This is a genomic window from Rhodococcus sp. UYP9 (genome assembly GCF_040547235.1).
Classification (GTDB): Bacteria; Actinomycetota; Actinomycetes; order Mycobacteriales; family Mycobacteriaceae; genus Rhodococcoides.
The window spans coordinates 595,936-610,671 of record NZ_JBEPPH010000003.1 but is presented as its reverse complement, the minus strand read 5'-3'; the positions used below and the strand labels follow the sequence as shown (position 1 = coordinate 610,671).

9 protein-coding genes are annotated in these 14,736 nt (G+C 63.3%); 5 read left to right on the top strand and 4 right to left on the bottom strand.

Annotated elements, in window-relative coordinates; all coding sequences use genetic code 11:
• The first annotated feature begins 5 nt into the window (after window positions 1-5).
• Both truA and ABIB36_RS12530 read left to right on the top strand, forming a co-directional pair.
• The gene (gene truA, locus ABIB36_RS12535; protein ID WP_502944874.1) at window positions 6-896 is read left to right on the top strand and encodes a tRNA pseudouridine(38-40) synthase TruA; all 891 of its coding nucleotides are present in this window, start codon (window positions 6-8) and stop codon (window positions 894-896) included.
• Between the two features lie 52 nt (window positions 897-948).
• Window positions 949-1,506 carry an NADPH-dependent FMN reductase gene (locus ABIB36_RS12530; RefSeq protein WP_084348509.1) on the top strand — a complete coding sequence of 186 codons (558 nt, stop codon included), beginning with the start codon at window positions 949-951 and terminating at the stop codon, window positions 1,504-1,506.
• On the opposite strand, the gene eccE is transcribed toward ABIB36_RS12530, so the two are convergent.
• On the bottom strand, window positions 1,476-3,161 hold the full coding sequence (gene eccE, locus ABIB36_RS12525) for a type VII secretion protein EccE (protein WP_354559317.1): 1,686 nt from the start codon (window positions 3,159-3,161) through the stop codon (window positions 1,476-1,478). The genes ABIB36_RS12530 and eccE overlap by 31 nt on opposite strands.
• Window positions 3,162-3,423: 262 nt before the next feature.
• Between eccE and eccB the strand changes: the two genes are divergently transcribed.
• Entirely contained in the window at window positions 3,424-4,875 is a 1,452-nt protein-coding gene (gene eccB, locus ABIB36_RS12520; protein WP_354559682.1) for a type VII secretion protein EccB, read from the top strand.
• Here the strand turns inward: eccB and mycP are convergent.
• From mycP to ABIB36_RS12505, 3 genes are all read right to left on the bottom strand, one after another.
• Window positions 4,824-6,263 carry a type VII secretion-associated serine protease mycosin gene (gene mycP / locus ABIB36_RS12515; protein ID WP_373270557.1) on the bottom strand — a complete coding sequence of 480 codons (1,440 nt, stop codon included), beginning with the start codon at window positions 6,261-6,263 and terminating at the stop codon, window positions 4,824-4,826. The genes eccB and mycP overlap by 52 nt on opposite strands.
• Window positions 6,264-6,268: 5 nt before the next feature.
• Entirely contained in the window at window positions 6,269-7,780 is a 1,512-nt protein-coding gene (eccD, locus tag ABIB36_RS12510; protein WP_354559318.1) for a type VII secretion integral membrane protein EccD, read from the bottom strand.
• Window positions 7,781-7,914: 134 nt separating this feature from the next.
• A complete protein-coding gene (locus ABIB36_RS12505; RefSeq protein ID WP_084348506.1) occupies window positions 7,915-8,904 on the bottom strand; it encodes an LLM class flavin-dependent oxidoreductase in 990 nt (329 codons plus the stop codon).
• Window positions 8,905-9,147: 243 nt separating this feature from the next.
• Between ABIB36_RS12505 and eccCa the strand changes: the two genes are divergently transcribed.
• A complete protein-coding gene (gene eccCa, locus ABIB36_RS12500) occupies window positions 9,148-13,146 on the top strand; it encodes a type VII secretion protein EccCa (protein WP_084348458.1) in 3,999 nt (1,332 codons plus the stop codon).
• Window positions 13,143-14,723: a type VII secretion-associated protein gene (locus ABIB36_RS12495; protein WP_354559319.1), complete on the top strand. Its 1,581-nt coding sequence runs from the start codon at window positions 13,143-13,145 to the stop codon at window positions 14,721-14,723. Before eccCa ends, ABIB36_RS12495 begins: the two co-directional genes overlap by 4 nt.
• The last annotated feature ends 13 nt before the right edge of the window (window positions 14,724-14,736 follow it).

Sequence of the window (14,736 nt, the reverse complement as noted above, 5' to 3'; positions counted from 1 at the left end):
TCCTCTTGAGTTTCATGCACGACCGAAGCGGACCCGCCATTCCTTCCGAGGGTGGCGGGTCCGCTTCTTTGCGGTCCGCCACCCGACTTCGCTTGGACATCGCTTACGACGGCACGGATTTCTCCGGCTGGGCACGACAGCCCGGCATCAGGACGGTATGCGGAGTGCTGGAGGATGCATTTTCGACCGTGCTGAGGCAGCGCATCGAGCTGACGGTCGCAGGCCGAACCGATGCCGGTGTGCACGCTTTCGGGCAAGTTGCACACTTCGATGTCGTCGGTGGTATCGACGAGCCGGAGCGTTTGGTACGCCGGATGGCGAGGTTCTTGCCCACCGATGTTCGGGTGAAGGCGATCTCGGTCGTGTCGGAAGATTTCGATGCGCGCTTTTCGGCGCTTCGCCGACACTACGAATACAGGTTCAGTACCGCTCGCTACGGAGTCGACCCACTCGAAGTGCGAGGCGTGGTGGGATGGGCGCGAGAGATCGACCTCGATGCGATCCGCGATGCATCGTCGAGGTTGCTGGGCCTGCACGATTTCGCGGCATTCTGTAAGCGCAGGGATGGCGCGACCACCGTCCGCGAACTCCAACGATTCGACTGGGAACGCACTGGAGACCGCGTCAGTGCCTATGTCAGCGCCGACGCGTTCTGCTGGTCCATGGTTCGCAGTCTCGTGGGCGCGATGCAAGCAGTGGGTGAAGGTCGTCGGACTCCGGAGTGGATCGAAGCGCTACTGATCACGCGATCGCGGTCGAGTGAAATAACAGTTGCGCCCGCGCACGGACTGTCGCTGATGGCTGTCGACTATCCGGCCGAGGGTGACCTCGTAGCGCGGAACCGGGCGACGCGCGAAGTGCGTTCGGCGATCATCCAGCCGGGCGGGTGCTGTTAGCCGATCGGTCGGTCGATGGTGGAACCGGGGCTACTAGGCTTTCACAGTGACCATGGACCCGATCGGACTTGCCGTCGTTCTAGCCAGTGTCCGACCAGGACGCGTCGGGCCCGTCGTTGCTGATTGGTTCTTGCGGACCGTTACCGAGCGCAACGACGTCGTGGCTACGAAGATCGACCTGATGGATGCTGCGCTCCCCGCGGACTTGTCGCCGTCTCCTGCAGGGGAGGCGTTCGCAGCAGCGATCGGAGAGGCCGACGCGGTGGTGGTGGTTACGCCCGAATACAACCATGGATATCCTGGGGCGCTCAAGACGGCACTCGATACTGTGAAATATCAGTGGAGGGGCAAGCCGATCGGATTCGTGTCGTACGGCGGACTCGGTGGAGGACTGCGCGCAACGGAGCAACTGCGTCAGGTAGCGGCAGAGTTGCACATGGTGGCGGTCCGCGACAGTGTCGGCTTTCACCGGATACGCACCGCGTTCGATGAGAGCGGTCATACCGACGACAGTGCTGCGGTCGACGCTGCCGGCCGTATGTTGAGCCAATTGCATTGGTGGGCAACGGCATCGAAAGTTCAGTCGAGAGCGTTTCCGTATCCGGGTTGAGTGAGATCGGCAGGGCGTCGCACGCTGCGGGGCCTGCCGATGAACGCGGTTTCCTGGGAAATCGTCACGAGCATCAACTCGGTCTCGTTTCGACCTGCGCGAACCATGATGCGGTCACCTGCGGCGCCGGGTTGGACGATGGAGAGGTCTGGATCCGACATCGGTTCGCGAGGTGGACGTTCGGTCACGGTCATCACCGTGGTGCCGTCGGGTCGCGAGCGCGCGGGCACCACGACGGCGTCGGCGAAATCCTGCACGAGTACGTCGAATCCTCCGGTGCCTCGGGGTGGGCCGCCGTCGATGAGTAGCCTGTCCGGTGTCGCAATCGAGTCGACGAGTGGGCCCCATGCATGTGGTCGATCGGATCTGATCAGAACACGTGCGCCGGTGGACAGTGCGCGAAATACGAGTTGCTGAGCCAAATACAGTTCACCTGCCACCAGCACGGTGTCGATGCCTCTTCCATGTACCCGCGCTGCGACGCCATGGCCTGCAGTGTCCGACCCGAGAAGCTGGCCGCACCCGGAGGTCGGAAGGTTCAGGCGCTCGACGATGCCGTAAGGAAGGTCTCGGATAGGCTCTGCATGGCCACGAGCGAAGATTGCGAGTGGGAGGGACGCAATCAATGCTTCACGGTGGCGCCCGTTCATCGACACCGCACCGGGGATATGGGGTCGGGGAGTGGCCCCACGGTTCACGAAACGGCATGCGCCACTGATGCGCACACGGCTGGAGTTCGAACCCGGGGTCAGGCGAAACGCGATCGTTGTCGACAGCGACGGAATTGCCCACAACTCGGTGAGGACAGCGGTGTCGATTTTGCGACAGTCGAACCCGAATCCGGTGTCGATCACACCGGGAAGTGGTGCGGATCCCCAGTTCTCGGTCAGACGGTTGGCGGCGACACCCCGACACATATGGGAAGCGGTGGACTGAATCTCGCTGCGCACCAGCATCCGCGAACTGATTCCCTTCGCCTCGAGGGCGCGGGCGACCCGTTCGGATGCGACCCACACAGCACGCGATGCCCCCAATAGGCCGCCTCCGCGCGCGTCGATCGCAGCACGATTGTGCGAGATCTCCAGAGTGACGGTGACCCACACCGTGCGTGTCGCGACTGCTGGAAGCGGCCCGATCAATCGTTCGTAGACGTCGGTTGCCGGTGTACCCGACGCTGTTCGCATACCGTGAGCGACGATGTCGATGCTGCTCACGGAAATATCGTGCTGAGAAAGACACTCGGCCAGTGCAGAGAGATCGAGTCCGGTATCGGTGGATGCTTCCGCACGGCCGAGCCTTGTCATCGCCGCACTGGGAGGGTGTAGTTCGAGAACACACGATACGGTTCCGCCGCGCCAGTGGATTCCGGCTGCTCGACCATCGTCTTCCGAGTAGTCGCGTGTAACACCGGGATTCGATGTCGTACGGGATGCGTAACGAGACCCCGTGGTGGCCCAGTCGAGGACCGGCCGCCCGGCGATCACCAGAAATGGAACTGCCGTTGCGGGTGCGGCGACCGACACGATGACGGCAAGCGAGGCGTCGAACGCGACCGCGATCGCCACGCCGACAGCAAGGACTGTCTCGAGTCCGACCAATCTGCCGATCCTGGGAATCCGCAGTGAAACGAAGTACAACGAGGAACGCGCGGACATCTGACGGTTGTCACCCGACCCAGATCTGCCGCGAGAACGTGTTGGCGCAGACAAAATTAACTTTTCCTCCCCCCGAAGGCCACGTAGTCGAGCAGCAGAGCAGCTCGTCGACTCGTGTCCGAGACTGTACCGGTTCTTCCCGCGCGCTGCCCTCTTCAGGTGCCACGGGCGTGGAGGAGCTTCTCTTCGCCTGGGGGCTGTAGTCTTTCGCGCGGGAAGGGCTCGTATGGGGATCGAGCCCGCAGCGCAGCAGGGGGGTCTCGTGGCGGCAACGCCTACAACCAAGTGGCAGGTCGGCGGGTATCGATTTCTCGTCCGACGGATGGAACACGCCTTGGTGCGTCGCGATGTGCGGATGCTGCACGATCCGATGCGCTCACAATCGAGGGCGTTGGCGGTAGGCCTCGTAGTGGCGTGTCTGGGTCTTGCCGGATGCGCCGCATTGGCATTGCTTCGGCCCCAGGACAAGATCGGCGACGCGACGATCGCGGTGGGGAAGGACTCGGGTGCGATGTTCGTCCGAGTGGAGGAAGCGTTTCATCCGGTTCTGAATCTGGCCTCGGCGCGGTTGATCGTCGGTAGCCCGGACAGCCCTGTCATCGTCAAGGAATCCGAGTTGGCCAAACTCGATCGGGGTTCGCTGGTGGGGATACCCGGAGCGCCGTCGAGCCTGCCGCATGAGGAGTCCGGCTCACCGGAGTCATGGACCGTGTGCGACACGCTCGACTCCACGGGTGCCGTCGCCGGTACGACCGTAGTGGTGGGGGACCCGCGCTACGACGACAGAATCGGTCCACTCGAGGACGGCGAAGCCTTCCTCTGGAGCACGACGGACGGAACGTACCTGGTGTACGACGGCGTCCGTGCACTGATCGATCTGGGCGATCGCTCGGTCGTGCGTGCACTCGGGATCGAGGGCGTGCGGCCGTCGAGTGTCAGTGACGGACTTGCGAATGCTGTTCCTGTGGTGCCGGCGATCGTCCCACCGGCGATCGCGCGTGCAGGCGAGATTCCGGCCTACCCGATTGCGGGGAAGACGATCGGTTCGGTCGTGAAGGTGTCGGGTGTCGACGTTCGGTATTACGTCGTGTTGGAAAACGGTATCCAGGCGATCACGGAGTCGACGGCGCAGCTGATCAAGTTTGCCGATTCACAGGGCAGCCCCGAGATCGATTCCCTCAACCCCGACGTGTTGCCTTCGGCGCCGACGGTGACAGGGTTGCCGGTCGAGATGTATCCGCGGGTGGCCCCGAAGATCGTGAATACGGCCGCCGAGCCGGTCGGATGTTCGACGTGGATTCCTCAGGCTGCCCCCGACGGTGGTCCTACTGCACAGTTGGTCATGTCGGCTGGGCGCACTCTTCCTATCGTCGGCTCGGCGCGTCCGGTGCGTCTTGCGCAGGCAGACGGGGGAGGAGCGGCTGCCGATGAGGTCTACCTCGAGCCTGGCAGCGGTGGTTTCGTGCAGACCACCGGCATCGAACCGACGAGCTTGCGACAGGACGCGTCGTTCTTCGTTGCCGATACCGGAGTTCGGTTCGGCGTGCCCGACGCTGATGCCGTCGATGCGTTGGGTCTTGGTGTTCCTGCCCCTGCGCCGTGGCAGATCGTTCGATTATTGGGCACTGGGCCCACATTGAGTCGTGCCGCGGCACTGACTGCTCACGACGGTGTTGGACCCGATCCCGATGCGGCGCGCCTCCCGACAGGGTGACCACTGAGGTTTCGGCGCCGAAGCGGCATCGCAATTCCCAACCCCAGTAGGAGTACGACCCCTACGAGGATGGATCCCGTCGTAGCAATCGTCCGTGGCCGAAGATCCGGTGGGTCGGGTACGACGGGCGCCGGCATCGACACCGGGTCCACCGCGGCTGCTGATGCGATTCCTTCCACTTGTGCGGTTACGGCTGCGAGTGGATCGACGATTCCGTGACCGATCAGTGGATTCCAGCCATCCGCGGGCTTGTGCGCTGTGGCCTCGATACGTTCGATCACTTGCATCGCGGTCAGCTCGGGCCGGTGAGCCCGAATCAGCGCCGCTACTGCGGAGACAAGGGGAGCGGCGAAGCTGGTGCCCTGGATCGGCACAGTATTGCCCTGCCCGTCGACTGTGCCGTTGGTCAAACCGCCGCCCGTCGGGGACAGTGAGGTCATCGAGGTACCAGGCGCTGCAACGTCCACCCAGGGGCCACCGAGGGTGAAGGCTGAGGGTCGTCCGTCCGGGTCTACCGATCCGACGGTCAACACCTGCTCGTCGAACCACGCAGGGGTGGCGATGGTCGCGATTCGATCCCATTGCTCGGCATCGGGATCGGCTGGATCGGGTGGAGGGTTCTGACTGCGACATTGGGCTTCACCGCTACCGCCGGTGTTGCCGGCGGCCGCGACGACAACCACGTTGCGGATGCGAGCGGCATAGTCGATCGCCGCGCCGAGGGGCCCGTCGGCGATCCCCCTACCGCTCGGAACGCACGCGACCTCGGAGATGTTGATGACGGAAGCGCCGGAATCTGCGGCGGTGCGCACGGCCTGCGCCATCGTCATGACGTTGCCGTATCCGGATGCGTTGTCAGCTGGTGTCTCCGCCTCCTCGTCCCCTGCAGTTCTCTCACGTTGAAATGCGTTGCTGGACTGACGTATCGACAGAATTTGGGCGTCGGGAGCTCCACCGGCGAAACCGCTGCCGGGGACACTCTGTGCAGCGATGAGTCCCGCTACCAAAGTTCCGTGCGCATCACAGTCCGACAACCCGTCGCCGGTAAATACATAATCTCCTCCCGGCCGGAGGCCGGGTAGTCGGGGGTGTGGTGAGACCCCGGTATCGATGACAGCGACTATTTGACCGGCACCACGCGTGATCGGCCACACGGCACGGAAATCGAGTACACCCTGTGCATCGGGTACGGCGGGGCCGTCCGGGGTGGGCGAAGCGGGCACACAGAGATTTCGTTGTTCGGTTGGCTCCGGTGGCGCAGGTGGAGCCGGTTCGGGGAGCAGCGCGGGGTCGACGAACGGCCTGTCCGCGGATGCCGCTCCGCCGCCGAGAAAGGATGCAGCCACGACGACCGCGACGCCGATCGCACCCATCGTCCGTCGCGTCAGGGCTTTCACAGCCCGCGCATCGCCGCGTACAGGCCGCAGACCCAGCAGACGATGGGAACGATCGCAGCGATCGCCGCGTACTCGACGAGTTCTCCGGCGCGTCGGAGCACTGGTGAGTATTCGCGTTGGGGAACGAACGATCCGAAGACGAGTGCGATGACGGTGACACCGATGGCAGCCGCGAAGGGGATGATCGGTCGATCGGGAATGGCAAACACCCATGTCGTCGACACGGCGAGAACGATGATCGAACCGGCAGCAACAACCGGGACTGCATGGTCGAGTTCGGCGAACGTGCGACCGCGAAGGACGAGTACTAGCGCAGTCAGCAACGCCAGGACGACTCCCGGCCAATAGATCTCGGAAATCGGGTGGCCGGAAAATGCTGCACAGAACGCACCGACGGTCGCGGCAGCCGAACAAGCGCAGACGAAACCGGTGAGGTAGCTACGCGCAGTGCGTGAGACGTCCTCCAGATCTTGAAAGGAATTCGAATCCGTCTCGCCCTCTCCGTCGAGCGATGCACCAGCGGTCGGCACCGGGGGCAGTGGCATTCGCGCCTGCATCATCGACATCCGCGGCGCAGCGGCCAGCCCCAACAACGCCACCGCGGTGGCGCCGGCACCGACTGCGGACGGTGAAAGAGAGCCGAACAGCATCACTGCAGAAGCTGCTACAGCAATGCCTGAAAGCGCAGCAATACCGGTGAACAATGCCCCGCCATGTCCACCGAGGCGGAGGGCAAGGACAGCGACTGCTCCCGCGACCGCGGAGCCGAGCATCAGATGCGCACCGCCCAGCGCACCTGGGACGAAAAGCACACCCGAGGAGAACACCAGTGGCAGAGCGCATCCCGACAAGAAAATTCCGGTGCGCTCGTCCGAGTAGGCACGTCCGACTATCGAGCCGGCGACCAAGAACATCAGTCCGACAAATGCAGCTGCGATAGCAAGGAAGATATCCGGGGTATACCCGGGACCTCGAGACAACGGCTCTCGAAGAAGACCGAAACAGGCAATCAGAAGTGCGACAGCGGCGATACCGAACCCGACCGACCGGGCAGTCCGGGGCGTCCACAGTCGACTCTCGGTAGCTCCCGACATCGCAACGGCATGCATCAAGTCGTCGAACAGCGGTGGCGGGGCTGGAGATTCGGCATCGCCGAGGACGAGAAGTTCACCGTCGCGGACTACTGCGTCGCTCAGCGTCTGAGTTGCCTCCAGCGGCGGTTGACCGACTCTGGAAAGAACCCATGCCGCCGGCCGACGGCTCTCGGTGTCTGCAGCCTCGCCGCGCGCTGCTCGGTTCCCCGCCAGATCGACGATCCCCGGGATCATCAGCGCGATCGGCACATCGGTGGGAAGCGCCATATCCACTTGCACCGACCGGGCAAGAATCGTCAGTCGGCACAGCTCCATGGCCGCTATCGGCGCGGACGTGCCGACCGAGCGGCGACGCTCCCCACCCGTGACGCGAAGACCGGTGTGGTCGACGGACTCGACAAGGTTCCCTGTCATCAAGTTCCCCCCGGAATTGATTACGGCAAATCACCGCCGCATTCCGCACGAATGCCGGCAGCGAGAGACTGTACCGTCCCGGAGTCGTCGAGGGTGTATCAGCTACCGCGAACGAAGCTCGGTCGGGGCCGAGATCAGACGGGGGCCAGTTCGCTGACATCGGCGAGGAGCTCGAACGAGCGCAGCCACGACTGTCGATCCACGACGCCGGAAGCAACGATCAGCTCGTCGGCGTTCGCGTGACGCGCGAACCCGTCCAAGTACTCACGAACCACCTCGGGCGTGCCGACGGCGGAGTACGTCGTCATTTGGTTGATCTGGCGTCCCTGGGGCGAATCGAGCAGCATATCGGCTTCTTCGTCGGTGAACTTGCGTCCGCGGCCGAGGAGGAGACTCACTCGGCTTCGCTTGGTGGCGAGGAATTGTCGCTGAGCGTCCTCGTCGGTATCGGCGGCGATGACGTTGACGCCGGCGATCACGTGTGGTGCTTCCAGCTGCGCCGACGGCTTGAAATCACGTCGATAGATTGCGACGGCCTGCTCGAGTGCGTCGGGTGCGAAGTGCGAGGCAAACGCGAACGGGAGTCCGAGTGCGGCAGCGAGCTGGGCGCCGAAAAGCGAAGAACCGAGAATGTAGAGGGGCACGTGCGTTCCCGCTCCTGGGGTGGCGCGCACTCCTGGAATCAACGATTCGTCCGACAGGTATGCCTGCAGCTCTTGCACATCTTGTGGGAAGCGCTCGGCCGACGACGGGTCGCGGCGCATCGCGCGCATGGTGGCTTGGTCGCTGCCCGGTGCACGTCCGAGACCGAGATCGATTCGGTCAGGGTGCAGAGTGGCCAGCGTGCCGAACTGTTCTGCGATGGTCAGCGGGGCGTGGTTGGGCAGCATCACGCCGCCGGATCCCAATCGAATACGGCTGGTGTTCGCAGCCACGTGTCCGATCAGAACACTGGTCGCCGACGAGGCGATCGTGGTCATGTTGTGGTGCTCGGCATACCAAATGCGTTGGTAGCCCCATTCTTCGGCTCGCTGCGCGAGCTCCACGCTGGCGTCGAAACTGTCTTTGACGCTCTCGCCTTCGCCGATGAAGGCCAAATCGAGAATCGAGAGTGGAACGGACACGGTGTACGCCTGCCTTTCGCGGAGGAGCTCGAGTGCGAAGTGACACACCGGTAAGAGTGTGAGTACTCACTTCCTGCGGTAATCAACCGTGCGAGAGGTAGTCCTATTCCGCCTCGGTAAGCAGCGGGTGGTCGGTGGCAGTGAAGCACCGAATGAGTTAGCCTTTCGCGAAACATACTGCTCGTTGGGGAAACGTGAAGTGTGCGCGGTAATGGGGATACCGACCGGTGGGGGCATCGAGGCGTGAATACTGTTCGGTTCGTTCGTGGTGCACGGCGTGAAGTTCCACGCACTCCTGGCGGCGAGGTGACGCTTCAGACGCCACCGGAGATACCTCGGGTGGTCCCGGGAAACTTGCTGATGAAGCTGATGCCCCTGGTCATGGTGGCAGCAATGGTCGGCATGGTCGCGTTGATGTTCACCTCCGGCATGGCAGCCAACCCGATGATGCTGATGTTTCCGGCGATGATGCTGGTGTCGATGCTGGGCATGGTTGCCGGTGGTGGTCGAGGTGGTGGCGCCAGAACGGCGGAGTCGAACGAAGACCGCAAGGACTATCTGCGCTACCTCGACCAACTGCGCAGGGATGTGGCGACAACCGCGACCAGCCAGCGTGAGGCGCTCGAGTGGTCGCACCCTGACCCGGCGATTCTGTGGTCGTATGCGGGCACCCCGCGGATGTGGGAGCGCCGCACCTCCGATCCGGACTTCTGTCATGTTCGGATAGGTCGGGGAGACCAGCGTCTGGCGACGCGCCTCGTTCCCCCGGAGACCGGACCCGTCGAAGAACTCGAACCAGTCTCTGCGGTGTCACTGAGGCGGTTCGTGCGGGCACATTCCGTTGTGGGTAGTCTCCCCACCGCGGTGTCGCTTCGCGGATTCGCTGCAATTTCCGTGTCCGGCGATCGTGATTCCTCGCGGGCCATGGTGCGTTCGATGGTGGCGGCGCTCTGTATGTTCCACGATCCCGACCAGTTGCGGCTCGCAGTGGTCTGCGGGCCCGACACGGTTGCGTTCTGGGACTGGACCAAATGGCTTCCCCACACTCAGCACGAAGTTTCCAGGGACGGTGTCGGCACTGCGCGAATGATCTATGGATCGTTTCTCGAACTCGAATCCTCGCTCGGCGAACACCTCTCACTGAGAAACAGATTCGCCCGTGGTGGCTCGCCGGCCGCGGGAGTCCCGCAACTGGTGATCATCGTCGACGGTGGCTTACTCGACAACAGTGGGACCGATCTTTCGCGAACAGGGCTCGATTCGGTGACGATCGTCGATCTGTCCGACTTCTGCACCGGGCTTGCTGCCAGCCGAGGCATTCGTCTGTTCTCCGAGAACGGTTCGATCGGCGCTGTCAGCGGCTCACGCGTCGAGGTATTCGGCGTCTCGGACGCGATGAGCGTCGCACAGGCGGAAACCGTGGCTCGAAGGCTGTCTCCGTATCGAACCGCAGTCGATGTCGGTATCGACTCCGGGGGAGAGGACGCAGAGTCGATCTCGAGCTGGAACTTTCTTGTCGGAATCGCCGACGTCGGTCTCCTCGACCCGAGTCGCGCGTGGGTAACCCGTCGTGGCCGTGATCGCCTTCGTGTACCCATCGGAATTGCACCCGACGGAAGCTCGGTGGAGATCGACCTGAAGGAGTCGGCCGAGAATGGTATGGGCCCGCACGGATTGTGCATCGGCGCAACCGGTTCGGGAAAGTCGGAGTTTCTCAGAACACTCGTCCTGGGTCTCATTGCCACACACGACCCGGACCAGCTCAATCTGGTACTCGTCGATTTCAAAGGTGGTGCGACGTTCGCCGGGCTCGAAGGAGCGCCACACGTTGCTGCGGTGATCACCAACCTCTCCGAAGACCTGTCGCTGGTCGATCGGATGAAGGACGCCATTGCGGGCGAGATGAATCGCCGTCAGGAGTTACTCCGGGATTCGGGCAACTACGCCAATGTGTCCGACTACGAGAAGGCAAGGGCTGCCGGTGCCGCGCTCGCGCCCTTGCCTGCGTTGTTCATCGTCGTCGACGAGTTCTCGGAGTTGCTGAGCCAACAGCCCGAGTTCGCAGACCTCTTCGTCGCCGTCGGGCGGTTGGGGCGGTCACTGCACATGCACCTCTTACTGGCGAGTCAGCGTCTGGAGGAAGGGAAGCTGCGCGGTTTGGACAGCCACCTGTCGTATCGGATCGGCTTGAAAACCTTCTCCGCCAACGAGTCTCGCTCGGTTCTCGGAGTTCCGGATGCGTATCATCTACCGGCACAACCCGGCGCCGGGTATCTCAAATGCGATTCTGCCGAGATCGTCCGCTTCGCGGCGGCATACGTGTCCGGGCCCTACGTCCGCCCTCGCGATGCAGTACGGGGGAGCAGCCATAGTTCGGCGACCGCTCGACCGCGGATCTTCAGCGCTTATCCGGTGCAGATGGATGTGGTCGAACCGTCAGTCGACGATATCGGCGGCCGGTACGACGAGCACCTACCAGAGGAAGAAGCCAGGCCCGACAGCCGGACGGTGCTCGACGTCGTGGTCGAACGACTGCAGGGCAGCGGTCGTGCGGCACACGAGGTCTGGCTGCCTCCGCTCGATCTGCCGCCCACGCTCGATCGAATGATTCCCGATTCGGTCCTGTCGGCGCCGGTTGCAGCGATCCCATCGCTACGGGCACCGATCGGCATAGTGGACCGCCCATTCGATCAACGGCGCGATCTACTGGTGGTCGACTTGTCAGCGGCCCAAGGCCACCTCGCGATCGTCGGAGGGCCACAGTCCGGGAAGTCGACGGCGCTGCGAACACTGATCATGTCGTTTGCGCTGACCCACACGCCTGCGCAGGTGCAGTTCTACTGCCTCGATTTCGGCGGAGGAACGCTCGGCGGACTCGCCGCTCTTCCCCACGTCGGATCCGTAGCGAGCAGGCTCGACGTCGACCGGGTGCGGCGGACGGTCGCCGAAGTCGCGGCAGTGATCGGACGACGCGAGAGAATATTCCAACAACGGGGTATCGACTCGATCGTCGAATTTCGTCGTCGTCGCGCCGAGCAACTGATCGACGACGAGGATGGTTTCGGAGACGTCTTCCTGGTCGTAGATGGCTGGGGCAGTATTCGATCCGATTTCGAAGCCCTCGAGCCTCAGCTTGCCGCGCTGACAGCGCAGGGGTTGTCGTATGGAGTTCACCTCATCCTCACCGCGTCGCGATGGGCCGAGATTCGTCCTGCAACAAAGGATCTTGTCGGAACGAGGATCGAATTGAAGTTGGGTGACGCGTCCGATTCCGAGTTCGGGAGAGTGAAGGCCGCGCGGGTTCCGGACAGCAGGCCCGGTCGCGGAATCACGAAGGAGGGGTTGCACCTCCTCGTAGGATTGCCGCGTGTCGACGGCGCGCCGTCGACCGTCGATCTCGGTGTCGGAATTCAGCATGCGGTGGCTGCAGTTGCGCAGGCCTATGTCGGTCTTTCGGCGCCACCTGTGCGGATGCTTCCCGAGAGTCTGCCGCGAGGCGAGCTTGTCGATCTGCTTGTCGGCCGCTGGCCACGCTCACGCGGATCGGTGCCGGAATTGCGGGTTCCCATCGGAATCGACGAGGCAGAACTCGATCCGGTGACACTCGATTTCGCCGAGCAGGCGCACTTCCTGGTATTCGGTGACACCGAGTGCGGGAAGACGGCGTTGCTCGAGTCGATCTGCACTTCTCTCGTCGAGGCCAACACGCCGTCGCAGGTAAAGTTGATCCTCGCCGACTACCGTCGCACGATGCTCGGCACCGTCGACACCGACCATCTCGCGGGATATGCAGCCTCGCAAGCTGTTCTGATGACGATGATGACCGAGCTCGCCGCCAAACTCGCCGATCGGATGCCTGGGCCCGACGTCACCCAACAGCAACTTCGTGAGCGCACCTGGTGGAGTGGACCGGAGATATTCGTGATCGTCGACGACTACGACCTGGTGGCCACGTCGACGGGAAACCCGTTGACCGTTCTCGTCGAGTATCTGCCACACGCCCGCGACATCGGATTGCACGTGGTGCTCTCGCGGAGATCGGGCGGGGCATCGCGGGCGTTGTACGACCCCGTCATTTCACGTATGCGTGATCTCGTGTCGCCTGGTCTGGTCATGAGCGGCAGTCGAGACGAGGGAAATCTGATCGGTTCGGTCAAACCGAGCGCCATGCCGCCCGGGCGTGGCACGCTGGTCGACAGGCGAGGCCAGTCGCTTGTTCAGCTAGCGTGGACAGCGCGGTGATCAGCGAAAGCAGCTACGCTGCAGTAAGTTTCGGGGACGGTCCGGTGTCGGTATTGACGGTGTCGAGTCTCGGTTCCGCCGAGTTCGAGTTTCGACCTACGGTAACGATGCGTGACGGAACGCCCGAGTACCTGGTAACCGAACTCGGGCGTGATACCCCACCGGAGGTGGCGCACGCGTACCCCATCAGCTTCGTCGAGGACGCCGAGTGCCTTGTCGATTCGACCGTTCTACCCACGGCAGTGGTGGTGCACGGTGTCCTCGGTGCATCGCTCGCTGCGGCCGGTGCACCACCGATCGTCGACGTCCTCGAAATTGCATGCCCGTCGCACTGGGGGCCCGTCGCTGTGGGCGCCGTTCGCGCTGCCGCCATGCCTTTGGCGCGTGAGGTGATCGTGGTCGATGCTGCAAGCGCGGCAACACACTCCCTCGGTCAGCGAGCGCCTTCGTACGCCATCGTCGTCGAATTGGCCGAACTCAATTCGGTGGTGTGTGCGGTCACCGCCGACGGCCGAGGCGGATACACCAGGACATGCAGATGGGATGTGCAGGGCACGCGCGACGTGGGTGGTGATCGAGGGGCAGAACGTTCGATTAACGACCGGGTCTCGTCATTCGTTGCTACGCAACGCCATCGGGAGGGGGTGGATGTATTCGTACTGGACACTACGGCTGGCGGTGACGCAAAAGTACTCGCCGAATCGCCGTATCGCATCCACCGAATGCGCGGCGTGGACATCGTTCGGTCCATGGCGGCTCGCGCAGGGCTGTCGATTCCAGCGGATGAAGCTGGTTCTTCGGGCAGCTTCGAAGACGAGACGGAGGATCGCTGGGCGAGGACGACGCCCATGCCTGTCCGTGCGGCAGCCTGGCTGGACGAGGTCGATACCGGCGCGGTATCTGGTGCCCATCGTCGTCGGAAGGTGCAGCAGGCGGTCCTGGTGGCGGTCGTGGTCGCGATGAGCTCGGCGGTGTTGGTGGCCCTCGTCTCGATGCGTGGAGAACCGGATCGGCTCGCTGATCCCTCGCGCGCGGATTCGGCATCGGTGATAATCCCGTCCGCGTCGGTGCCTGGTCCTGTCACCTCATCCCCACCGGCGCCGAGCATTGCCGCACCCGCTACCTCGGCCCCGAGAGGAGTCGAAGACGGACCGTCGAGAAAATACACCTACGGCCGCGTCGAGCTTCGGATTCCGGACGGATGGTCGCACCGGGAGGAAGCCGAGCGGTCGATTCTCGTGCCGTCGGATCTGCCCGATCGCAGAATCGTGGTCACTACCACCGTTCTTCGTTCGGGTGCATCGTTCGACGAGGTAGCCGACGATCTGTCTGCGATGGTGGCTGCCCGTGCTTCCGATGGCGTGGTCGGCGATCTTATACGGGCGAGGGACATCGGCGGCCGAGTAGCGTTGTCGTACAAGGAATCTCCCGATATCGACTCGACGGTGAACTGGCAGATCTTCGTCGAGGGCGATCTACAGATCAGCATCGGTTGCCAGAGTCGGCGTGGTGAACAGCACCTGCTCGATGCCGAATGCGCCGGGGTCGTCTCCACTGTGACGGTCGCACCCGAGTGAACTGCGAACAATT